This is a genomic window from Mucilaginibacter terrae (assembly GCF_031951985.1).
Taxonomy (GTDB): Bacteria; Bacteroidota; Bacteroidia; order Sphingobacteriales; family Sphingobacteriaceae; genus Mucilaginibacter; species Mucilaginibacter terrae_A.
Map to the genome: position 1 here is coordinate 4094605 of NZ_JAVLVU010000001.1, position 21759 is coordinate 4116363.

The 21759-nt window shown below is 42.5% G+C and carries 23 protein-coding genes; 15 read left to right on the top strand and 8 right to left on the bottom strand.

What is annotated here, in order from left to right; translation table 11 throughout:
* The first annotated feature begins 37 nt into the window (after positions 1-37).
* The 12 genes from QE417_RS17525 (at position 38) to QE417_RS17580 (ending at position 8380) form a co-directional block, all read left to right on the top strand.
* Positions 38-1099, top strand: coding sequence for a COX15/CtaA family protein (locus QE417_RS17525; protein WP_311951794.1), 1062 nt, complete (start codon positions 38-40; stop codon positions 1097-1099).
* A complete protein-coding gene (gene cyoE / locus QE417_RS17530) occupies positions 1096-1971 on the top strand; it encodes a heme o synthase (protein ID WP_311951796.1) in 876 nt (291 codons plus the stop codon). Before QE417_RS17525 ends, cyoE begins: the two co-directional genes overlap by 4 nt.
* A 5-nt stretch (positions 1972-1976) precedes the next feature.
* Complete coding sequence (locus tag QE417_RS17535; protein WP_311951798.1) at positions 1977-2561, top strand: cytochrome c oxidase subunit 3; 585 nt, start codon at positions 1977-1979, stop codon at positions 2559-2561.
* 25 nt (positions 2562-2586) lie between these two features.
* Positions 2587-3312 (top strand): cytochrome c oxidase subunit 3, encoded by a 726-nt coding sequence (locus tag QE417_RS17540; protein ID WP_311951800.1) that lies wholly within the window; start codon positions 2587-2589, stop codon positions 3310-3312.
* Between the two features lie 28 nt (positions 3313-3340).
* Positions 3341-3700 (top strand): cytochrome C oxidase subunit IV family protein, encoded by a 360-nt coding sequence (locus tag QE417_RS17545; RefSeq protein ID WP_311951802.1) that lies wholly within the window; start codon positions 3341-3343, stop codon positions 3698-3700.
* A 7-nt stretch (positions 3701-3707) separates the two neighbouring features.
* Entirely contained in the window at positions 3708-4406 is a 699-nt protein-coding gene (locus tag QE417_RS17550; protein ID WP_311951804.1) for an SCO family protein, read from the top strand.
* A 2-nt stretch (positions 4407-4408) separates the two neighbouring features.
* Complete coding sequence (locus tag QE417_RS17555; protein ID WP_311951806.1) at positions 4409-4987, top strand: DUF420 domain-containing protein; 579 nt, start codon at positions 4409-4411, stop codon at positions 4985-4987.
* A 68-nt stretch (positions 4988-5055) separates the two neighbouring features.
* Entirely contained in the window at positions 5056-5286 is a 231-nt protein-coding gene (locus QE417_RS17560; RefSeq protein ID WP_311951808.1) for a hypothetical protein, read from the top strand.
* Positions 5287-5338: 52 nt separating this feature from the next.
* Entirely contained in the window at positions 5339-5737 is a 399-nt protein-coding gene (locus QE417_RS17565) for a DUF983 domain-containing protein (protein WP_311951811.1), read from the top strand.
* Entirely contained in the window at positions 5724-6386 is a 663-nt protein-coding gene (locus tag QE417_RS17570) for a DUF2461 domain-containing protein (RefSeq protein ID WP_311951812.1), read from the top strand. The genes QE417_RS17565 and QE417_RS17570 overlap by 14 nt, the downstream gene beginning before the upstream one ends.
* A 171-nt stretch (positions 6387-6557) precedes the next feature.
* The gene (locus QE417_RS17575) at positions 6558-7388 is read left to right on the top strand and encodes an OmpA/MotB family protein (protein WP_311951813.1); all 831 of its coding nucleotides are present in this window, start codon (positions 6558-6560) and stop codon (positions 7386-7388) included.
* A 227-nt stretch (positions 7389-7615) separates the two neighbouring features.
* Positions 7616-8380 (top strand): metallophosphoesterase family protein, encoded by a 765-nt coding sequence (locus QE417_RS17580; RefSeq protein ID WP_311951815.1) that lies wholly within the window; start codon positions 7616-7618, stop codon positions 8378-8380.
* A 75-nt stretch (positions 8381-8455) separates the two neighbouring features.
* Here QE417_RS17580 and rfbC read toward each other — a convergent pair whose 3' ends face one another.
* From rfbC to QE417_RS17595, 3 genes are read right to left on the bottom strand one after another with little or no spacing between them, the layout of a single operon-like run.
* Positions 8456-9004, bottom strand: coding sequence for a dTDP-4-dehydrorhamnose 3,5-epimerase (gene rfbC / locus QE417_RS17585; protein WP_311951816.1), 549 nt, complete (start codon positions 9002-9004; stop codon positions 8456-8458).
* A gap of 7 nt (positions 9005-9011) precedes the next feature.
* Positions 9012-9314, bottom strand: a complete 303-nt coding sequence (locus QE417_RS17590; protein WP_311951818.1) for a DUF4286 family protein — start codon at positions 9312-9314, stop codon at positions 9012-9014.
* A gap of 18 nt (positions 9315-9332) precedes the next feature.
* Positions 9333-11153: a tetratricopeptide repeat protein gene (locus QE417_RS17595; RefSeq protein ID WP_311951819.1), complete on the bottom strand. Its 1821-nt coding sequence runs from the start codon at positions 11151-11153 to the stop codon at positions 9333-9335.
* A 154-nt stretch (positions 11154-11307) separates the two neighbouring features.
* Between QE417_RS17595 and QE417_RS17600 the strand changes: the two genes are divergently transcribed.
* The 3 genes from QE417_RS17600 to QE417_RS17610 are packed head-to-tail and all read left to right on the top strand — an operon-like array spanning position 11308 to position 15546.
* Positions 11308-13197 carry an alpha/beta hydrolase family protein gene (locus QE417_RS17600; RefSeq protein ID WP_311951821.1) on the top strand — a complete coding sequence of 630 codons (1890 nt, stop codon included), beginning with the start codon at positions 11308-11310 and terminating at the stop codon, positions 13195-13197.
* Between the two features lie 6 nt (positions 13198-13203).
* Positions 13204-14850 (top strand): sensor histidine kinase, encoded by a 1647-nt coding sequence (locus QE417_RS17605; RefSeq protein WP_311951822.1) that lies wholly within the window; start codon positions 13204-13206, stop codon positions 14848-14850.
* Between the two features lie 3 nt (positions 14851-14853).
* Positions 14854-15546 (top strand): response regulator transcription factor, encoded by a 693-nt coding sequence (locus QE417_RS17610; RefSeq protein ID WP_311951823.1) that lies wholly within the window; start codon positions 14854-14856, stop codon positions 15544-15546.
* A gap of 271 nt (positions 15547-15817) precedes the next feature.
* Here QE417_RS17610 and QE417_RS17615 read toward each other — a convergent pair whose 3' ends face one another.
* The 5 genes from QE417_RS17615 to QE417_RS17635 all read right to left on the bottom strand — a co-directional run bounded on the left by QE417_RS17615 (position 15818) and on the right by QE417_RS17635 (position 21754).
* Complete coding sequence (locus tag QE417_RS17615) at positions 15818-16456, bottom strand: class I SAM-dependent methyltransferase (protein WP_311951825.1); 639 nt, start codon at positions 16454-16456, stop codon at positions 15818-15820.
* Position 16457: 1 nt separating this feature from the next.
* Positions 16458-17333 (bottom strand): hypothetical protein, encoded by an 876-nt coding sequence (locus tag QE417_RS17620; RefSeq protein WP_311951826.1) that lies wholly within the window; start codon positions 17331-17333, stop codon positions 16458-16460.
* Positions 17334-17600: 267 nt separating this feature from the next.
* The gene (locus QE417_RS17625) at positions 17601-18899 is read right to left on the bottom strand and encodes a metallophosphoesterase (protein WP_311951828.1); all 1299 of its coding nucleotides are present in this window, start codon (positions 18897-18899) and stop codon (positions 17601-17603) included.
* A gap of 168 nt (positions 18900-19067) precedes the next feature.
* Positions 19068-20570, bottom strand: a complete 1503-nt coding sequence (locus QE417_RS17630) for a sigma 54-interacting transcriptional regulator (protein WP_311951830.1) — start codon at positions 20568-20570, stop codon at positions 19068-19070.
* An 86-nt stretch (positions 20571-20656) separates the two neighbouring features.
* Positions 20657-21754, bottom strand: coding sequence for a vWA domain-containing protein (locus QE417_RS17635; RefSeq protein ID WP_311951832.1), 1098 nt, complete (start codon positions 21752-21754; stop codon positions 20657-20659).
* Between the last annotated feature and the right edge of the window lie 5 nt (positions 21755-21759).

Below are 21759 nucleotides of genomic sequence, written 5' to 3' on the forward strand. Positions count from 1 at the left end.
TATCCCTCACAGATACCCTAATTTTTTAGCAGTATAAATGAGTAAAGCAACTAACAAAACAAGATTTAAACAAGCCAGCCTTATTACAATTGTTTTGCTTTTTGCATTGATATTAGCCGGAGGTATAGTACGTAGTTCGGGTTCGGGTATGGGATGCCCAGATTGGCCTAAGTGTTTTGGCCGCTACATTCCACCTACCGATGCAAGCGAGTTACCTGCCGACTATAAAGAAACATATGTAGCCAAACGCGCTGCCAAAAACCAACGTTTTGCCAAAACCTTAGATGTATTTGGTTACAGCGAACTGGCAACCCGTATACGCGAAGATAAATCGATATTGGTACCCGAAGAGTTTAATGCTGCCCGTACCTGGACAGAGTATATAAACCGTTTGGTGGGAGCTCTATCAGGGGTTGGATTACTCGCCATTGTGTTCTTTTCATTCAGTTACTGGTCCGAAAATAAGTGGATACCTGTTTTAAGCGTTATAAACTTGCTTTTAGTAGGGTATCAGGCCTGGTTAGGATCAATAGTGGTGTCAACCAACTTAGTTGATTGGATAGTCACCGTACACATGCTGTTGGCGCTGGTTATTTTAGGCATTACCATTTATGCTTATCATTTAGCCAAAGTACAGGGCAAGCCCTTACTAAAAAGCGATGTGCTATTGAAAGTGATAGCATTTATAGCCATTGCATTAAGCGTACTGCAAATTACCTTTGGTACCGAAGTACGCGAAAAAGTTGATGAGGTTGCCGACCATATGCAGGGCGCCAACCGAGACCAATGGGTAAGCAAGGTAGGTGAGATATTTATAACCCACCGCGATCTGGCTTTACTGGTTTTAGTAATAAACGTTATGATGTACGCTTTAACCCGTCGTAATTTTGACAGGCATTCGTTACAGCAGCAGTTAATGAGTTTTATATTTTTGATGATAGTGTTACAGATAGGGGTGGGGATAGCGTTATCATACGCAGCATTACCACCTGTGGCACAGGCATCACACATAGTATTGGCCAGCCTGGTATTTGGAGCACAGTTTTACTTGTTACTCAACTTTAGGCGTACAGTAAAATACACGGAGGTGAGCAGATGATTTGGAGGGATTTAATAAAGCTTGTTAAATTAAGGCTTACGTTCCTGGTGGTGTTTTCGGCCTCCATATCATTTTTGATAGGGAGCCAGGTTCCATCAGAACATAACCCGCTTGGCGTTATTAACTGGCTTAATTGGGCAAAGCTTATTATCGGCGGTTTCCTGATCACTGGTGCTGCAAACGGTTTTAACGAGATCATTGAAAAAGACCTCGACCGATTGATGACCCGTACCGCCGACAGGCCTTTACCGGCCGGCCGTATGACCAATGGACAAGCGCTGGTGCTAAGTTTATTAATGGGCATATTTGGTACTTACCTGTTAGGTAGTTTGAATTTGCTGACCGGATTTTTATCGGTATTTGCCATTATATTATATGCTTTTGCTTATACTCCGTTAAAGCAAAAGTCGCCCATATCGGTATTTGTAGGTGCAATACCCGGAGCGCTGCCGCCGCTGATTGGTTACGTAGCAGCTTATCCTAAAATTGATGATATTGCGCTGATTTTGTTTGGCATACAGTTCATCTGGCAGTTTCCGCACTTTTGGGCTATTGCCTGGGTGCTGGATGATGATTATAAGTTGGCTGGTTTCAGGTTATTGCCAACCGGCCGCCGCGACAGAATGAGCGCTGTGGTTGCTTTTATATTTACATTGGTATTAGTTCCGGTAAGCTTGTTACCAACCTTCTATCATCATGGCGGTTATTTTGTAGGAGGAGTATCATTAGTGTTTAGTTTGGTGTTCTTATACCAGGCCTTCATGCTGATGCGTAATCTGGATATTAAATCGGCCAAGACATTGATGTTCGGGTCGTTTTTATACCTGCCGGTAGTACAGTTAATGTTTTTGTTTGATTTTATAGGGAAGTAGAAAAGATGATGGCACAGTTTCAGCAAGACAAAGGGAAATTAGATTTAACGCCTAAGCGGTTTAACATGTGGCTGTTTTTGTTCACATCGTTTATGTTTTTTGCGGCGTTAACCAGCGGTTTCATTGTATATATTGGTGGGAAAGGGCATGGCCTCAGCATTAAAATGCCCGATGCATTTATGTACAGCACTGCTATAATTATGGTGAGCAGTGTATCCATGTTTTTTGCATCAAAAGCTGCTAAACAAAGTGACGTTAGCAAACAGCGTTTATTTATTTGGATAACGTTGCTATTGGGTGTTGCGTTTTTTGCTATGCAGGTTTACGCCTGGAATGTGCTTACATTTAAAATGCATGCCTGGTTTGTTAACGCTAATGCAGCAATTTCGTTCGTATATGTATTTTCGGTAATGCACCTGCTACACATTTTGGCAGGATTAGTGTTACTTATTATAAGCCTGGTAGGCACCTACCGGAAAAAGCCTCAGGCAATAAATTTATTCCGGATGGAGATGTCCTCATTATTTTGGCATTTTGTCGATATTATATGGATTTATCTCTATGTTTTTTTACTTTTGAACCAGAATTAATCAATCTACACAATAAGAAGTACAAATGAGTACAACAGCGGTTACATCCCCTATAGACGAAGTTAAGTCGACGCCATGGGCTGGCGGAAGAGAGCCATTTTCGGTAGAATACGGCAAGATGATGATGTGGTTTTTCCTTTTATCGGATGCCTTTACATTTTCATCTTTATTAATTGCTTATGGCGCTTTGCGTTTCAGCTCAACAGCATGGCCGGCTGCCGACCATATTTTCCAATCGGTTCCGTTAACCTCCATTGAGCACGGTGCTCCACTTGTATTTGTGGGTATCATGACGTTCATCCTCATTTTAAGTTCGGTTACTATGGTACTGGGCGTTGAGGCTGGTCACCGCGGTGCTAAAAAAGAAGTTGCCGGTTGGTTAGTTGCTACCGTAATTGGTGGTTTCATGTTCCTGGGTTGCCAGGCTTTAGAGTGGAGCCACTTATTTCACGAAGGATTTGGCTGGGGTAAAATTCCTCCTGCTGAGGAGCTGAAGCATTTCTTCCCTCACGGAGTTGAACCATCGGCTGTATACACGCAACAGTTTGCAAATCTTTTCTTTACCATTACAGGTTTCCACGGTTTTCACGTATTTACAGGTGTAATTATTAATATTATCATTTTAATCAACGTTTTAGCAGGTACTTATGAGCGCCGTGGCAGCTACCTTATGGTAGAAAAAGTAGGCCTTTACTGGCACTTTGTTGATTTGGTTTGGGTATTCGTATTTACCTTCTTCTACTTAGTTTGATTTCCATTCAACCATTTACAAAAAGATTATGTCAGATATTAAGCATACAGAATTACACCACGACGACCATGCAGAACATGGTGGTATGACCCGTGGTAAAATATGGCAGGTGTTTTTCATCCTGTTGGGTATTACCGTTATTGAGTTTTTTATAGCCCTTTACATGGTGCCTAAAGGACACATGACTTTAAATGTAGCAAACCCTATTTATATCCTTTTAACGCTTGCTAAAGCCTTCTACATTGTAGCGTTCTTTATGCACTTAAAGTTCGAAAAAGTAGGTTTAATTTATTCTATACTGGTACCAACACTGTTCATCATTGGTTTGATCCTGGTGCTTACCAATGAAAGCCACCACTGGGTTGATGTTTGGCAATGGATAAGGTAAGCTGCTAATGAGCAAAGTATCCTCTTCTGTAAAAAAGGTATTAATCCTGGTGCTCATATTAGCAGTACCAGGATTTTTATATTATTTACTAACCGCAAAAGGTAAAAACAGGTATAAACCACTGGCTATTTACGGGCCAAAACAAGTAGCTAAAACTGGCCACAAGTTCCATGGTAATTATATACCCGATACCATTTACCACAAACTGCCCGGCTTTCAATTAACCAACCAGTTGGGTAAACCGGTAACCTCTAAAGATTTTGACTACAAGATATTTGTGGTGAACATGTTTTATACCCACTGCCCTGAAGTTTGTGGTGTGGTAAACAAGAATATCGATCGCCTTGCAGGAGCATTCCGCAAAAACAGGATGGTTAAATTTGTGAGCATAACCGTTGACCCCGACCGGGACAACGAAGCCGCTCTGCAAGCCTATGCCAAGCCATGGGGCTATGCTGCCGATAAGTGGATGTTTTTGAAAGGTGATACCACTGCTGTGTACAACCTTGCCCGTAATGGCTTACTTATAAATGCCCTGAAGGTTAACAACGAATTTGTATTTGATAACAAACTGGTGCTCATAGACGCGGAGAAACGCATACGAGGCTATTACGATGGCACCAATTTGCAAGATATTGTGAAGCTGAACGATGAGATCAAAGTACAGATTGCAGAAGAATTGCGTAAAATAAAAGCCCCTGATTGATAATGAACGTAAGCGATAAATTCATATTCCGGTTTGTGGCCGGCATTTCCATATTTGTGTTGTTGGTGGTTATTATACTTAACCGCAAAGTATTACCAGCTCCGGCTATTTCGGCCGATTGGTTGTATTTTTTCCCTAAGCTCAACGCCATACTCAATGGTACTTGCAGCGTGTTACTGGTTATTTCTCTTTACTTTATACGTCACGGGCAGGTAACATGGCATAAGCGTACCAATATACTGGCGTTCGTGTTGTCGTCATTGTTTTTGGTATCGTACATACTGTTCCATTGGCTGGCACCGCAAACCTTGTACGGAGATTTAGATGGCGATGGAGTAGTATCGGCACAAGAACTGGCTAATGTAGGGGGTATGCGTACCGTTTACTACATAGTTTTAATTCCGCATATTATACTTGCGGCCATTGTATTGCCGTTAATACTGATGAGCTTTTACCGAGGCTTACAAATGGATATTCCCAAACACCGCAAACTGGTACGCTGGACTTTTCCTGTTTGGTTTTATGTTACCGTAAGCGGTGTAATTGTGTACATGTTAATACAGCCATATTACAACTTTTAATTATAATTAGGTATTTTTGCTATATGAAGAGTGTGAAGGTCTTAGTTCTTGGTTTTGTTCTCGGGCTGATGCTTATAGGTAATCAACCTGCAAAGGCGCAATGTGCCATGTGTTCGGCAACCGCCGAGGCTGGTGTTAAAAACGGTAATACCGAAGCTAACGGGTTAAATAACGGCATCTTGTACTTACTGGCAGCACCCTACATTGCACTTGCCGTAGGCGGTTATGTTTGGTACAAAAAATATCGCCGTAAAGACGTTGACCTCAATATGCAAAAACAAGAACTACACTTAAATTAATATTACTAAATCCGGCTTACGCGCCGGATTTTTCATATAAACACATCTGCTTATGCCCCAAACACCACAAGGCCCTGCAATGCTGCAGGCTAAATGCCCTCGCTGCCGTAGAGGCAAAATGTTCAAGGGAGGCGTTTATCACTTTGGCGGCAACAAAATGCTGGAAAACTGTCCGCGCTGCGGCTTGCATTTTGAATTAGAACCAGGCTATTTTTACGCCGCAATGTATGTAAGCTACGCCTTTAACGTTGCCGAAGCCGTAATACTGGCTTTTATAACTTACTCTATAACCGGCAATATGGAATCGCCCTGGTTATACCTCGCCGTTATTTTAGGCGGATGTTTTATACTGGCACCGTTCAATTATCGTTATTCGAGGGTGATATTACTCTATTGGTTATCGCCCAAAATACATTACCAGCCACATTTAGATACCGATGCTACAAACTGATACCCTAAACTTTCTAACCAACCTCAAGGAAAATAACAGCCGCGAGTGGTTTCAGGCTAATAAGGAACGTTATGATGAGGCACACCAGGATATGCTGGGCTTTGCCACTCAACTTATAAAAGAGTTAAGTAAAGCCGATACCGGTGTTGACAGTAATGTGGAGCCTAAAAAGAGTTTGATGCGCATTTACCGCGACATCCGTTTTAGTAAAGATAAAACGCCTTATAAAACACACTTTGCAGTGGGCAGGCTAACCAAACATAAGTCGGTAGAGATTGGCTATTACCTGCAAGTTGAACCGGGTAATAAATCGTTTATTGCCGGTGGTTACTGGATGCCGCAGGGTGAGCATATTAAAGCCATAAGGCAGGAAATTGATTATAATGCCGCCGACCTTACAGCTATCATTGATGAGCCACAGTTTAAAAAAGCCTTTGGAGAGTTTCGCGAACAAGAGAAACTGAAAACATTACCCAAAGGCTACGAGGCCGATAACAAGCATATAGAGCTTTTAAAACTCAAAAGCTTTATAGCCTACCGCAACCTCACCGATAAGGAAATACTCAGCGCTGATGCGCCTAAAAAGATAGCTACGCTATGCGAGCAGATACATCCTTTAAATGTGTTCTTGAATAATGCCATTGGTTAAACTTCAGCAACGATGCTATTAACAATTCCTGATTTCACAGGTAGTTTCAAAATTTCTGTGTGGCAAATAGCAGCAGTTTTAGCTATTATAGCTATATTAATTTATTTGTTCAGGAGAAAGCGTACATAAACTTTAAATCCGCATTTCATCCTTTCAATTCAACTTACATCTATGAAGATAAAAATCTTTTTTTTTGCCCTGATTTGTGGAATGGCACTGCATTCCTGTAAAGTAATGTCGCCTAAGGCTTACAAAGCATTGATTGCCGGGCGCGATTCATTGCAAGCCCGTACAAATACTTTAGAAGAAGAGCGTGCTAAACTCCAGGCCGATACCGCACACCTGCACCGCGAACTGAATGATTTGCAGTTAACGTATAACGAGCTGAACGCTAAGTATACCATGCTGAATAAAAATTACAGTGCAAACTCAACCAAACTAACCCAGCTATCGGGCGATTTACAAAAACGTGAAGCCCGCTTGCACGAAGTAGAAGATATTTTACGTAAGCGCGATGAAGCCACCAATGCCTTAAAGAATAAATTGCAAAAAGCCTTATTGGGCTTTCAGCAGAGCGGGCTTTCGGTTGATGTGCGTAACGGAAAAGTTTATGTATCACTAACCGATAAATTACTTTTCCCATCAGGAAGTATAGTAATTGACGATAAGGGCAAGCAAGCCTTAAAGCAACTGGCAGCCGTACTGAATAAAGAAGCCGACATTAACCTTTCGGTTGAAGGCCATACCGATAACCAGCGTGTGGTAAATCTTGGCCAAATAAAAGATAACTGGGACTTGAGCGTACTGCGTGCCACATCGGTAAGCCGCTACTTAACCGAGGTTGAAAAGATTGATCCTACCCGGATTACTGCAACAGGTAAAGGCGAGTTTCAACCCCTCGACCCAGCTAAAACGCCTGAAGCCCGCGCCAAAAACCGCCGTATAGAGATTGTGCTTACCCCTAAACTTGACGAACTGTACAATTTGATCAATAATAAATAAGCAGTATTTTATTCTGCACTGAACGCCATTTCGAAGTAGGAGAAATCTTGTACGGTTAAACTAATCAGCTGTATAAGATTCCTCTCACATTCAGAGTGGCATTTTTTTGTTTGGGCAGTATTATATTATTGATTTAACTATGGTAACAAATTAGCTTTCGTTTGCGTATAATTAAGCCAAACAAGCTCAAATGAGCCACGTTTAATTTAATCTATACTAAATTCACTATGAAAGCTTACGCCATAATATCTGACGTGCATGGCAACTGTTTGGCCCTACAGGCCGTTTTAGCCGATATTAAAGCCAAAAAAATCAATACCATCATTAATTTGGGCGACCATGTTTTTGGTGCACTCGAACCCGAAGAATGTGCTCAGATTATACGCAATACCCCCATGTTTTGTATCAGCGGCAATACCGACCGTGAAATACTGGAAAATCTCGACAAAACATCCGAAAAGGAGAATATGGAGCGGGTAAAAAGTGCGCTTTCTAAAGACAGCATTACCTGGCTTAAAAGCCTTCCGCCAACTGCCGTTTTTGATGATACCTTTTTTGTTTGCCATGGCACTCCCGAAAGTGATAATGAATATTTGCTCGAAAAAGTGACTCCCAATGGCGTATTTGTTTATAACGACGAAGATCTGGTAGATAAAACAGCTCATATACAGCAAAAAATTATCCTGTGCGGGCACTCGCACGTAAACAGGGTAGTTTATTTAAGCAATGGTAAAATTATACTTAATCCGGGTAGTGTTGGGCTGCCGGCTTATTTGGGCGTGGGCGAGCACCGCTTTGCCATGGAATCGATGACACCGCACGCAAAATATGCCATTGTGTGTACCGATGGTGTTACTGTAAATATTGAGCAGGTGAACGTAAGCTACAACTGGACCCGCGCCTCAAATGTAGCTAAAGCTAATGGAAGTAAAAATTGGGCATACTTTCTGCTCAACGGACGTATGCCTAAGGATTTGAGAAACCCCTCCTAAATCCTCCCCAAAGGGGAGGACTTTAAAATATTTTTTTTGTTTTGCTCCTCTCCTTTGGAGAGGCTGGGTGAGGTCTTAAAACGGGCTCACAAAGTCGGCAAATTTAGGCAGCAGCTCATCTTTGGGCGATAATAATACTTCGGCTTCGTTAGTACCCCAGCCAATGCCTAAAGTAGGGTCGTTCCATATCACGCCAATTTCTGATGCTTTATCGTAAAAATTGGTTACTTTATAAGTGAAGATGGTATTGTCTTCGAGGGTTACAAAGCCATGCAAAAAGCCCGGCGGTACCCAAAATTGCTTGTGATTATCGCCGCTCAATTCTACCGAAACATGCTGTCCATAGGTTGGAGAGTTTTTTCGAATATCAAGAGCTATATCCAGTACCCGGCCTTGCAGCACGCGTACCAGTTTTCCCTGGGCAAACGGCTCGGCCTGTCCGTGTAAGCCACGTAAGGTGCCTTTTTGCGAAAAAGACTGATTATCCTGAACAAAATCGGCAACTATGCCGGCTTCGGCAAATTTGTTTTTGTTGTAGCTTTCGTAAAAGTACCCGCGGTCGTCGGGGAATATGCGCGGTTCGATAATAAGCAGGCCTTCAATGGCGGTGGTAGTAACTTTCATGAGGTTATTAGTCGATGGTTTTCATCAGGCTGTTAAACAATACGTAACGGTTTTCAAATTGTTGATGGTGGCGTACATGTAATTCGTGTACGTGCTTTTCGTGAAACTGCTGGTATTTTGCCAAATCGGGCGTTTGGTACTGAATACAATAAGTAACGCCCTCGTTAGGCGAATCCAAAACTTCCAGTATTTGATGGCCGCTAAAGCAACCAGTTTGCATAGCCGCCGGAATATGTTGCTGCTGCATCCATTGCAGCCACTCGGCACCGGCGCTGGCTTCAACCACAAAGGTTTCGTTGTAAATTATCATCGGCAGCAAAAATATAAATTAAGAGGAGCTATCGGGCTTATCACCGCGTAATATTCTGAAATGTTTACGGGCATCGCCAATCCATATGCTGCCGGGGTAGTCGGTTATAATTTTCTGATAGTAACTCTTGGCGGTTTCTTTATCGTTGAGTTGTTCTTCGTAAATGGTGCCCAGCATGTACACGGCATCATCGGCCCAAAGGTCGTACTGGTGTTCGGTCACTATTTGTTTAAGCGGAACTACTGCTGCCGCATAATTTTTTTGTTGAATGAGTATCCGCGCCTTAGCCATTAAAATATCATCGGCTAAAGCGTTGTTAGGATATTTCTTGTCGATGCTGTCTAAAGTTATTAATGCCTTTGCGGGTTCTTCCTTAAAAATTTGCAAATCGGCATGTGCATACATTTTAAGGGCTTTGCCAGCGGTATCGGCCACCAGGTTATCGCCAATTAATAACGACAAGTTAAGCGCATCGTTAGCAATTAATTGCGAGGTGGCTGCTTTGAGTACTTTAAGCTGATTTTTAGCCCATTTAAAATCGCCGGTGTAGTAGGAGAGTTTAGCATTACGATAATTAGCTTCCTGCGCCATGGGTGTACCTTCAAAGGCTTTTTCAACCTGGCTGTAGGTCAACGTTGCTTCCCAGGGTTGGTTGTTGATGAGGTATAAATCGCCCAAATCAAGTTTACATGAGGCCAGGGTTTGCGGTCGGAGCGCTGTAATGCTCACGGCTTCTTCCAATAACTTTTGAGCCTCGTTTAGCTTGTGTAGTTTGAATGCCTGTAAATTAGCCAGCCTTTGCATAGCGAAGGCTGTACCCGCATTTTTACCAAATTCGCTTAGTAAATCGGTATAATCTTTTTCTAAACCCAGCAGATCGGCCTGTACATATTTGCCTGATGTTATTTTGAGATTTTTGGCATTGACCAACTCAATTTTAGTGGGAATATATAGGTCGTCGGTTTTGGCATTTTTCCCAATTAAATACTCATATCCGCGTATGGCGGTATCATAAGCACCGTTGGCTACCAGCGTTTGGCACAGTTCAAAAATATCGCTGCCATTACTGTTGGCTTGCCTGCGGTTTAAAGCCAGGGCTTGGTTCAATGCCTGGTCGTATTGCTTTTGCTGCAAATACTGCCATGTTAATAGGCTGGTAAAAACAACCTGCTGCGGGTCTTTTTGTATCCGTTTTAATAAGGCCGTGCGCAGCATATCATAATCGGCCTCGCCCTCATATAAAGCCCCGAAGGCGTTTTGAGCCTGGTTGATGTAAATAGGATTAACCGAAAGTACGTTCAAATACTCGTTGGTAATGGCAGCTTTATCGCGTTTTAAGCGATAAAGGCTAATGAGTTCCGTGCCAAACATCTCCGGGTTGTGCAGTATATCGCGCCCTTTAAGCAGTATTTTAATGGCAAAGTCGGTGTTTTCGGCCTGGTAAAACTGGGTGGCTAAACCACTTATTGCAGCCTGGTTGGCCGGGAGGTTTTTTAATAGGCCTTCGTAAACGGCGTTGGCTTTATCGCTGTGACCTTGCTCATTATATATTTTGCCTAATAATATAGCGTATTGGGGTTCTTCGGGGTGCTTGCGTACAATTTTTTTGGTAATACTTTCGGCCTCGTCGTATTTTTTTAGGTTAATGAGGCTTTCTGTATAAACAAAAAAATAGGTTTCGTTATCCTGCCGGTACAAGCGCTGGTATATATCGGCCGCTTTTTGAAATTCGCCGTTTTGGTTGTATTGTCGCGCCAATAGCAATTCGTTATTATCCTGTGCATGCAAGCAAATTGTTACAGCAAACAAAGTAAAAATCAGGACAAGTAAGCGCTTCATGTATCTCAAAAATAATAAATTGCAGCCCAAACCAATTATATATTTACTAATAGTTTAGGTACATTACTAACGGGTAAAATTGTGGTGACATTATACTGTAGGTTAGTAAATTTATATAATTTGACCTAATTTGAAAGAGAATGGACCTATAAAGATGCTTAGCCGATTAAAATATTTTTTACTGATCATAATTCTGCCCGTATTTTTTTCGTGCCATGAAGAAGAACACAGGCAAATACCTGTGCGTGATTTTTTTAAAACCCCCGATAAAAGCTTCTTTAAAATATCGCCCGATGGCAAATACCTGTCATACCTAAAACCTTATAAAGAACGCCAAAACCTTTTCATTCTTTCGCTGGCCGATGGCAAAGAGCGTATGGCTACATCATTTACAGATAACTCCGTACGTGATTATACCTGGACTTTTAATAACCAGCTCATATTTAGCCAGGATGTAAACGAGATGGACGAGTTTAAAATGTATGCCTTAGATGTAAATACATTACAAACGCGTACACTCCTAACACAAAGCAAAACCCGCATTAAACTTTTAAGCCGTAACCGTTTGAATCCAGCAGAGGTTACCATCATCATGAACAAGCGTAATCCGGCTACGTTTGATGTTTATCGCTTAAACACCAAAAACAATGAATTAACGCTTTATATTAACAATCCCGGCAATATTACCGATTGGTACCCTGACAACAACGGCAAAATATTATTGGCCAAAGCATCAGATGGTGTTGACGAAACCATACTGTACCGCGCTAACGAGCAAGCTCCTTTTAAGCCCATCATTAAAAATAACTTTAAAAACAAGGTTGACCCTGTTGCCTTTACTGCTGCAGGCAAAACTTTTTATGCCCTATCAAACGTAAACCGCGATAAAACTGCGTTGGTAGAAATTAATGCAAATACAGGTCGTGAGGAAAAGTTTATTTATGCTACTGATAAAGCCGATATTTTAGACGTAAGCTACTCGCGCAACAAGCACCGGTTAGAATATGTAGGATGGGAAGATGCCTGGCCGCACAAGCATTGTTTAAACGCAGAGATGGATAGCATTTATAAAAACCTGAAAAGGAAACTAAATAAAGGCGCCATCAGGTTTGTAGATCGGGATACTGCCGAAACTAAATTTGTAATTACCACCTATACAGATCGTAACCCGGGCACTTCTTATTTGTACGAAAAGGCTACCGATAAACTTACCCAGCTGAGTAACCTCAACACCAGCTTAAAACCCGAAGAGTTATGCGCCATGAAACCGGTATCGTTTAAAGCGAGTGATGGCATGCTCATTAACGGTTATTTAACTTTGCCATTGGGCAGCAAGCAAAAGGACTTACCGGTGGTGGTACTGCCGCACGATGGCCCCTGGAACCGTAACAACTGGGGATATAGTGCAGAGGTACAGTTTTTAGCCAACAGGGGGTATGCGGTGTTTCAAATTAACTACCGTGGTTCTACCGGGTATGGCAAAGCATTTATGAGCGCCGGTTTTAAGCAAATAGGGGGCAAAATACAAAGCGATATTTACGATGGTGTGCAATGGCTGATAAAAGAAGAAATTGCCGACCCTAAAAAAATAGCCATCATGGGTGCCCGTTTTGGCGGATTTTCGGCTTTATACGGCATGTCATTTCACCCCGAGGTTTATAATTGTGCCGTGGTGCAGTATGGGCTTATCAACTTTTTTAATTACTTAAAAGATGTGCCGCCGTTTTTTAAACCGCGTCTGCAAATGACATACGAAATGGTAGGCAACCCCGAAACCGATGCCAATATGTTCAGGGCTATATCGCCGGTTTTCCACACCGATAAAATTAAAGGACCGGTCCTGATGTTTCAGGGAGCAAAAGACCCACGTGCCAATATTAGCGAGTTAAACCAGTTTGTACGGGCACTGCAAAAAAATAACGTAACAGTTAAGTACGTTTTAAAAGATAACGAACGCCAGTTTTTTAAAAGCGAGCATAACCGTATGGATATGTATTCTGAGATTGAAAAGTTTCTGAATAACCACATGAAAGTTAAGCAATAACTTATCATGGTTACCAAGGCACATAATAACGTTTACCAGAAAAATTTTTCGCTCATAGGTGCTTTCCTGGTGCTCATATCTATTATGGTGGTTGTGGCGCTGGTTATTGCTTACAATTTTACTGCACGCTTGGTTGAAAACGAGTTTGCCTCCAAAAAACTCGACGTACTGGAACAAACCATTAAACCGTACAATAACTTTTTTCAAAACCGCATTCCCGAAATTACTTCATACCAGGGCTTTCTCGATTCATCTTCGGCCGCCAATTATGCCCGTTCGGTGTTTCAAGATTACCCTTTTGTAAAAGTTATACGCTATGATGAAATTGCCATAGGCAGCCAGCCTGGCAGTAACACGGGTAATGCTATGGGTATATCGGTAAAAGCGGTTTACGAGTATCGGCAGGTAAATAAGCAGGTGCAGGGCCTAAGACAATCAATTGCCACAGCTGGAGATGAATTTAATACCATGGCTGCCAAGTTTAATTACTTTTTGGTAAATGCCGATACCTCCCGTGTGCCCAATCAGGATGAAATTTACCGTACCTTTTATGATGTTAAGCCCAGCAAAATAAGCTACTTAAATATTCCCCGCCGCGAAGAAATACGCCAGTACCGGGAGTTACAAAACGGTAAGCGGGTTTTGGCCGTATACAAGCAAAACATGATGACTTTTATGCTTGATGTATATACCATTAAGCTTAAAAATACACATCCCGAGCTTTATGAACACGTATCTATACAACCGGTGGTTTACGACCCTTTAACCACCGATAACAGCGAAATACGTACCGAAGTAGCTTTCCCAGGTGCATTTGCCGATTATAAACTCTACTTCCGCTCAAACCGCGAACATTTAAACGATGAAATTAACCGGCACTTTATGCCTACAGCCGCCGTGGTAATTCTTATCTATATATTTCTGGTTTTAATAGGCTGGCTCATATACCGCAACCTCAACGTTAACCTCAAGCTTTTTAAGCTCCAGTATGATTTTATTAACAACTTTACTCACGAGTTTAAAACCCCGGTAAGCGTTATAAAAATTGCCGGATCGAACTTACGTGGAGATGGTGAGTTAACCGAGCGTCAGCGCAAGCACTACGGTAAAATATTGGATGAAGAGGCCGATAAGCTTAACGAACTGATGAACAAGCTGCTCTCGTTCACCCAAATCGAAAATCGTTCCATCAAGCTCAATAAAGAAGAAATTAATATCGAAAATTTTGTACAAAAGTATATCAATACTTTCCGCATCAAGTACCCTGATTTTGAATTGGCATATAAAGTGGAAGAGGTATCGAATTTTTATACCGACCCCGTGCTTTTAGGCAGTATTTTCCAGAATTTAATAGAGAATGCCTACAAGTATTCAAACCCCGGTAAAAAAGAGTTGTTTATACATATTGGCTACGAAAAACGGAATATTGTTTTTTCATTTGCCGATAAAGGAATAGGTATTCCAAAGAGTGAGATAAATAATATATTTAAAAAGTTTTACCGCATCGAAAACCAGTACAACCAAAACGGCAGCGTAGGGCTGGGTTTGGCTTTTTGTAAAGAACTGGCTAACTTTATGAACGGAGATTTGCAGGTAAAAAGTAAAGTAAACGAAGGCTCGGAATTTATTGTAACCCTGCCGTATGAAAATTAAAGCATGAACACAGAAATTAAGATTGCACTGGTTGAGGATGATGAGAATTTACGCTTTTTAGTAGCCGAACGTCTCGAAACCGAGGGTTATAAAGTACTGGAAGCAGCCAACGGCATTGATGCCGAGCAAATGATTTTAGAAGGCAGCCCTGATATTGTACTGCTGGATTGGATGCTGCCCGGTAAGCAGGGCTCTGAAGTTTGCACCACTATACGCGAAAAAGGCTTTGATAAGCTGGTGATCATGATGACCGCCAAAGCGCAGGACGTAGACAAGATAGAAGCTTACAATTTTGGCGTTAGCGATTATATAACCAAGCCGTTTAACATGGACGTGCTGGTGGCCATGATTGATAATAAGATCAAATTCTCGTTAAACAGCGAAAAATCGGAAGTGCACCGCTTTGCCGATATGGAGCACCACCCCAACACCCACCTGTTGATTAAGGGTGGACGTAAGGTTGAGTTAACCATTTTAGAGAACCGCATTTTGCTATACTTCCTCAAAAACAAAAACAAGGTAATTAACCGCGAAGAACTGATGATGGAGGTATGGGGCTATAACGCCGATGTAAATACCCGTACGCTCGATATGCACATTGTTCGCCTGCGTAAAAAGATAGAAAACAACCCCGATTCGCCGCAATACCTGCAAACGGTACGAGGTGTGGGCTATAAGTTTGCTTACGAAGCATAGAGGGAAGTATTAACTCAGGATGTCATTTCGAGTGATAACGAGAAATCTTAGATAAGCAGCTTGACTAAATGTCTAAGATTTCTTTTTAAGTCAAGCTGGACTGCTTTAACTTAGATAACTAATCAACCATTCAACTAATTAATTAAAATTGGGGCGTTTCCGCCTCAGGCGGATCAGGCTATCCGTTACAAGTCCCCGTTTCGCTATCGCTGCACTCCGGGCTTTCCACTTATATCCCTAATGCAAACTGCTATATGATGGTAATAATCATTCAGCAATTTAAATTTCTGCTACTTCTTGTGTACACCCGCGCTGCAATAAAACTGCCGTAATATAGCTTCTCGTTAGTTTGATGATAGCCGTATTGTTCAAACACTTTTCGGGTGTTGGGCAGCTTGGTTACTTTAACAGCCTTCATCAGCTTAAAAAATAAATACATACTTTTAAGCATTAGCTTTTGCCATAAAGGGCCTGTTAACTGGAAATCGGTATTGAGCCATATACCACCTTGCTTTACCCATTTATCTATTTGAGGGAATATGGAAGCCAAAGCATCATTCGAAAAATTATCGAACAGGAACGCGGTAATAACCACATCAAACTTGTGCGTAAAAGTTATACGGGCTATATCATCAGTAATAAATTCAACCTTGTTTTGCCCAATATTGCGTTTGCGCGATAATGCCATCATTTTGGGCGAAATTTCAACATACGCTATATTCAATCCCGAATGATGTAACCGGTTGATACTTTCGAGTATTTGGCCGGTACCGCCGCCAATAATTAGGAGATTTGATTGCGGTTTAATTTGGTTAAGAAAATACTCCTGCGCCTTTACCTGCGCCTGCCCAAACACCACTTTTGATAAGCTTTCGTAAAACCAGGTGGTATTATCGTATCCGGCAGCCATGTTAAAAAAGCTTAAACACCTGCAATGCTACATATTGCAGTATGAGCACACCATCGAGGTAAAAGAAATAGTAGTACTCGTTGCGTTTCCAATTCGACTTAAAAATTAACCAACCTGTAAGTATGGCAACCAGCGATAGTGCAAAAAAATCGCTCGTGAGGCGATAGTTACGCAACAGGAGCAACAGTATAATATGCCCGGCCAGTAAAAACTGGCAAATAATGTAGGCCGTTTTTTCGCCAAAGGCTACGGGTATGGTTTTAAGGCCAGCAATCTGGTCCTGAAATAGGTCGCGTATATCAAACGGTACGGTAAGCGCCGCTATAAATAAAAAGCGCTTAGCTAAAATGATCAGGGTGTTGGTGTTTGATACCGCAATATGCATGGTATATTTTGCCTCAAAAATGGGTAGCAATACACAGCTTAAAACCCAAACCAGGGTAATAAGTAATGCCTTTAATCCGGGCACATTGCGCAGGCCTGTTTTGCGCCCTTTGTTACTAAATAACGGCAAGCCATAACCAAATGATAATGCCGCCAAACAAAGCAGCAGTATTTTAGACTGATTAGCCAGCAAAAAGAACAAGGGTATAAGAGCCAGCAGGCAAACAATGGTAATGCCTATCATTAAACTATGATGCTTAAAAAACCAGCGCACACGTAAGTAAGGAGAGCTTTCGGGCTTTTTGGGGCGAATGATGAGAATGCAGAAATTATACAAGCCCAGTGTAGAGGCAAACAACAAGGCCAGCACCGGCACCGATGGCTGCGACCCCAGTATATGAAAAGTAACCAACCCCTGTGCTACGGCACAAAGCGCCATAAACACATTGCTAAATAGCAACGCATCTAAACCGGCTTGCAGGAGTTTTTTCATTGATCATACAATGATAAGCACTGTTTGATGGTATTCCGAAATTCGAATGTTCAATTTCGAATTTTATTTCATGATAACATTGTCTTTGCGAGGAGCCGTCAGGGCAAAGGTGTGGTGGGGCGACGTGGCAATCCCAGCCGTTTCAACATTGCAATGGGAGATTGCCACGCTATCGCTCGCAACGACACTGACTGTTAGTTAATTATGCTTAATGTCTTATATTACACAACTTGAACCTGTGGTTGGTGTTGTCACCGCGCCACTCCACTATCCCAACTTAGGATCTTTCCCCGAGCGCAATTCAAATATGCTAATCTCCGGCAAAATACCTACCCGGCCGGGGTAGCCTAAAAAGCCATAGCCTACGTTCACATAAATTTGCTGCTGTCCTTCGCGGTACAGGCCGCCCCATTCTTTGTATACGAACTGGATAGGGCTCCACTGAAAATGTTCGGTACGTACACCAAACTGCATGCCGTGGGTATGCCCCGAAAAGGTCATGTCGATTTGCGGGTATTGCGGTATAATTTGTGCGCGCCAGTGCGATGGATCGTGCGAGAGGAGCAGCTTAATCGGCAGGTCGTCGGTGTTCTTTACGGCCTCGTCCAGTTTGCCATACTTAGGAAAACGGCTTAGTGCCCCCCAGTTTTCAACGCCCAAAATGCCTATTTCTTCGCCATCTATCTTTAAACGGCGGTTCTCATTCATTAATAAGTCCCAACCCATGTTTTTGTGGGTAACCATTAAATCGTTGAGGTTTTTTTGTTTGGATGCCGCATCGGGCCACCAGGCGTAATCGCCATAATCATGGTTACCCAATACCGAGTATACACCCAGCGGTGCTTTTACTTTGGCAAAAATATCCTGGTATTCGCGCATTTCATTACTCAAGGTATTTACCAAATCGCCGGTAAAGAAAATGAAATCAGCCTTTTCGCCCATCAGCATTTCTACACCACCTAACACAGCTTTTTTGTTATAAAAGCTACCCGAATGTATGTCGGAAATCTGCCCCAGTTTAATGCCGTCGAATTTTTTTGGCAGGTTGGGCAGGTAAATAGTGCTGCGCCTAACACGGTAATCGTATACACCGTTAATGATGCCGTAAGTTAAGCCGGCCAGTGGCAGCGAGCCGGCGAGTAAACCGGCTTTCAATAAAAATTGCGAACGGGTAATGTCAGTTGGCTTAGCACTTTCCGGCTCAACTTCGGGTTGTCTTACGGGTTTGGGTGCCGGTTCAGGTTGCTTATCTCCGCGTGTAAATTTCAAAAAAAGCCGACGTAGGTCATCAATCAAAAATAGCGGTAGCATGCATACCTTACAGCTTAACAGCAAAAAGAACAGCATGAGTACCGCACCCTTAAACCCAACACTAAATTTAATATAGATGCTTGCAATTAGGCCCGATATTAAAAAAATAGAAACCGCCCAGTAAACACGCAAAAAGAACTTGCTTTGCAAAAAACACCATTTTTTGAGGCCTTTGCGTAGGGTATTGGTAATATAAAAATCGACCAGGACAAGGCCAATACAGATCAGGAAAATTACAGGGGCTTGTCCCTCCATGTGTTGTTAAGCTTTCTATGTAAAGTAAAGCGTCATTGCGAGGTACGAAGCAATCTCTGCGGATGTAAGACGTTATGCACAGTTAAGAGATTGCTTCGTACCTCGCAATGACGCGGGGTTATTATGTTATATTCCTTCCGCCTTAGGCGGAGAGGGTAGGTGTGAGGCTTAATACCTATCGTCGTCTAACTCATCCTCATCATCGGGCTGCAAGTTAAACAGGCTGTCGAACATGTCCGAAAACGCAAAGCCGTTGTCAAGGAAACCTTTGCTTAGTTGCGAAAACTCGGCCAGGCCATGCAGTACAAACTCCATCAACAGCAATTGCTGGTTTTCGCTCAAACGTGGATGAAACTGTTTGATTACATCCTTTAAACCAGTTACCGAGTTCAGTGCTTTTTTATATTCAGCTAAAGGTAAATCATCATTTAAAGATAAATTGTTGCCACTTGCAAACCAGCCAATTACCTCATTGTAAGGGTTAGCCTTTTTGCTTTTCTTGGCCTTTTCCGGGTCGGGGAAGAATTGCAGCAATAGCGTTTTGATGGCCTTGCCAATTAATATGTTAGCCACTTTGGCCGGGCCTTCCAGCTCACCTTCGTAAACCAGTTCAATTTTACCGGTAATAGCCGGAATTACACCTAAAAAGTCGCATATGCGTACAAAGGTGTTTTTCTCGCCATTGATGATCATCCGGCGTTCGGCATTGCTAATTAAGTTTTCGTAAGCCGATATAGTTAAACGTGCCGAAACCCCCGATTTTTTATCGATATACTCCGAATTACGTGCCTCGAAAGCAATTTGCTCAACCAGGTCTTTTACTAAACCATCAGCTTCTACTGCGTTGCGCTGCTCATCGGTTAGTAAAGCTTCCTGCTGCGTTATTTTACGCGATATTTCAACCGAGCGTGGGTAGTGCGTTAATATCTGGCTTTCAATACGGTCTTTCAACGGCGTAACTATCGAACCACGGTTGGTATAATCCTCAGGGTTGGCGGTAAACACAAATTGCAGATCTAAAGGCAAACGCAGCTTAAAGCCACGGATTTGAATGTCTTTTTCCTGCAAAATATTGAATAGTGATACCTGTATACGGGCCTGCAAATCGGGCAACTCGTTTATTACAAATATGCCGCGGTGTGCACGAGGGATCAACCCGAAGTGAATTACGCGTTCGTCGCTATAAGTTAGTTTTAAGGTTGCCGCTTTAATCGGGTCAACGTCGCCAATTAAATCGGCCACGGTAACATCGGGTGTAGCCAGTTTTTCGGTGTAACGCTCAGAGCGGTGTACCCACGATATGGGGGTTTCATCGCCCAGGCTTTCAACCTGGCTATGGCCATACCATGATATAGGTGCCAGCGGATCGTCAAACAGTTCCGAGCCGGTAATGTACGGCATGTATTCGTCCAGCAGGTTAACCATGAGTCGTGCAATACGGGTTTTTGCCTGTCCTCGTAAGCCCAGCAGCAATATGTTATGGCGTGATAGTATTGCTGTTTGCAAATCGGGTATTACAGTATCCTCAAAGCCAATAATACCCTCAAAGCCGCCTTCGTGCTTTTTTTGCAGTTGTTTTATCAGGTTCTCTCTTAATTCTTCTTTAACCGACCTGCTTTTGTAACCGGTTTGCTTTAACTGACCAAGGGTTGTTATATTCTTAATGTTCATTTAGTGTTTTATGGTAGTATTATTTGCCTAAGCAAACAGGTAATGTTATTTAAATTTGCACATCTGCATATCCACGCATTTGCACATTATCTCACCGTTTTCCTTCTGTTCTTAATGTAATCCTCAAATATGTATTCGCCCAAACCATTCAACGAGCTGTAGAACGCACGGCCGCCGTTGGTTTCGGTAAACTTGCGTACAAACTGTTGCAGGTAGGGGTCGCGGGCAATCATAAACGTGGTAATGGGTATTTTTAAACGTTTACATTGTGCGGCCATATTCAGGGTTTTGTTTACCACCTTGCGGTCAAGACCTATGCTGTTTTTATAATACTTGGTACCCTCTTTTAAACAGGTTGGTTTACCATCGGTAATCATGAAAATTTGCTTGTTGTGCGTTTTACGGCGGCGAAGCAGATCGGTAGCCAGTTCAAGCCCTGCATAAGTATTGGTATGATACGGGCCAACCTGCAAATAAGGCAAATCTTTAATGGTAATAGGCCAGGCATCGTTGCCAAACACTACAATGTCAAGTGTATCTTTAGGGTACTTGGTACGAATAAGCTCCGATAGTGCCATGGCTACTTTTTTAGCCGGGGTAATGCGGTCTTCGCCGTACAAAATCATGGAGTGCGAAATATCGATCATGAGCACCGTAGAAGTGAGGGTTTTGTAGTCCATTTCCTCTACTTCGAGATCGCGCTCGGTCATCATAAAATCGCCGATGCCGTGGTTTACCTGGGCATTGTGGATAGATTGGGTCATGTCTATCTGGTCTAAACTATCGCCAAACTCAAACTCACGGCGCTCAGAGTTTTTCTCATCGCCCTGGCCCGATTGTGGTGAACGGTGATTACCCTTACCCGATTTTTTGAGCTTGCCAAAAATCTCTTCCAACGCCGATTGCCTGATGCTTTGCTCGGTTTTGGCCGTAATGTTAAACTCGCCTTTTTCGTTGTCTTCGCTCAGGTAACCTTTTTGTTTAAGGTCGTCAATAAAATCGCCCATGCCATATTCGTCATTGGTGATGTTATATTGCTTGTCAAGCTCGTTCATCCACTGCAAAGCCTCACCGGCATCGCCCGATGAATAGTTAAGCAATTCCAGGAAGAGTTTCAGAAGTTCGTCAAACCCGCCTTTGGGTAATTCGTGGGGTGTATATTTTGAGAAGCCGAAGCCACGCATGTGCT

Bases quoted from the DNA above. Each gene is read 5' to 3' on its own strand.
- QE417_RS17525 (WP_311951794.1), top strand. From the start codon at position 38: ATGAGTAAAGCAACTAACAAAACAAGATTTAAACAAGCCAGCCTTATT.
- cyoE (WP_311951796.1), top strand. From the start codon at position 1,096: ATGATTTGGAGGGATTTAATAAAGCTTGTTAAATTAAGGCTTACGTTC.
- QE417_RS17535 (WP_311951798.1), top strand. From the start codon at position 1,977: ATGATGGCACAGTTTCAGCAAGACAAAGGGAAATTAGATTTAACGCCT.
- QE417_RS17540 (WP_311951800.1), top strand. From the start codon at position 2,587: ATGAGTACAACAGCGGTTACATCCCCTATAGACGAAGTTAAGTCGACG.
- QE417_RS17545 (WP_311951802.1), top strand. From the start codon at position 3,341: ATGTCAGATATTAAGCATACAGAATTACACCACGACGACCATGCAGAA.
- QE417_RS17550 (WP_311951804.1), top strand. From the start codon at position 3,708: ATGAGCAAAGTATCCTCTTCTGTAAAAAAGGTATTAATCCTGGTGCTC.
- QE417_RS17555 (WP_311951806.1), top strand. From the start codon at position 4,409: ATGAACGTAAGCGATAAATTCATATTCCGGTTTGTGGCCGGCATTTCC.
- QE417_RS17560 (WP_311951808.1), top strand. From the start codon at position 5,056: ATGCTTATAGGTAATCAACCTGCAAAGGCGCAATGTGCCATGTGTTCG.
- QE417_RS17565 (WP_311951811.1), top strand. From the start codon at position 5,339: ATGCCCCAAACACCACAAGGCCCTGCAATGCTGCAGGCTAAATGCCCT.
- QE417_RS17570 (WP_311951812.1), top strand. From the start codon at position 5,724: ATGCTACAAACTGATACCCTAAACTTTCTAACCAACCTCAAGGAAAAT.
- QE417_RS17575 (WP_311951813.1), top strand. From the start codon at position 6,558: ATGAAGATAAAAATCTTTTTTTTTGCCCTGATTTGTGGAATGGCACTG.
- QE417_RS17580 (WP_311951815.1), top strand. From the start codon at position 7,616: ATGAAAGCTTACGCCATAATATCTGACGTGCATGGCAACTGTTTGGCC.
- rfbC (WP_311951816.1), bottom strand. From the start codon at position 9,004: ATGAAAGTTACTACCACCGCCATTGAAGGCCTGCTTATTATCGAACCG.
- QE417_RS17590 (WP_311951818.1), bottom strand. From the start codon at position 9,314: ATGATAATTTACAACGAAACCTTTGTGGTTGAAGCCAGCGCCGGTGCC.
- QE417_RS17595 (WP_311951819.1), bottom strand. From the start codon at position 11,153: ATGAAGCGCTTACTTGTCCTGATTTTTACTTTGTTTGCTGTAACAATT.
- QE417_RS17600 (WP_311951821.1), top strand. From the start codon at position 11,308: ATGCTTAGCCGATTAAAATATTTTTTACTGATCATAATTCTGCCCGTA.
- QE417_RS17605 (WP_311951822.1), top strand. From the start codon at position 13,204: ATGGTTACCAAGGCACATAATAACGTTTACCAGAAAAATTTTTCGCTC.
- QE417_RS17610 (WP_311951823.1), top strand. From the start codon at position 14,854: ATGAACACAGAAATTAAGATTGCACTGGTTGAGGATGATGAGAATTTA.
- QE417_RS17615 (WP_311951825.1), bottom strand. From the start codon at position 16,456: ATGGCTGCCGGATACGATAATACCACCTGGTTTTACGAAAGCTTATCA.
- QE417_RS17620 (WP_311951826.1), bottom strand. From the start codon at position 17,333: ATGAAAAAACTCCTGCAAGCCGGTTTAGATGCGTTGCTATTTAGCAAT.
- QE417_RS17625 (WP_311951828.1), bottom strand. From the start codon at position 18,899: ATGGAGGGACAAGCCCCTGTAATTTTCCTGATCTGTATTGGCCTTGTC.
- QE417_RS17630 (WP_311951830.1), bottom strand. From the start codon at position 20,570: ATGAACATTAAGAATATAACAACCCTTGGTCAGTTAAAGCAAACCGGT.
- QE417_RS17635 (WP_311951832.1), bottom strand. From the start codon at position 21,754: ATGCGTGGCTTCGGCTTCTCAAAATATACACCCCACGAATTACCCAAA.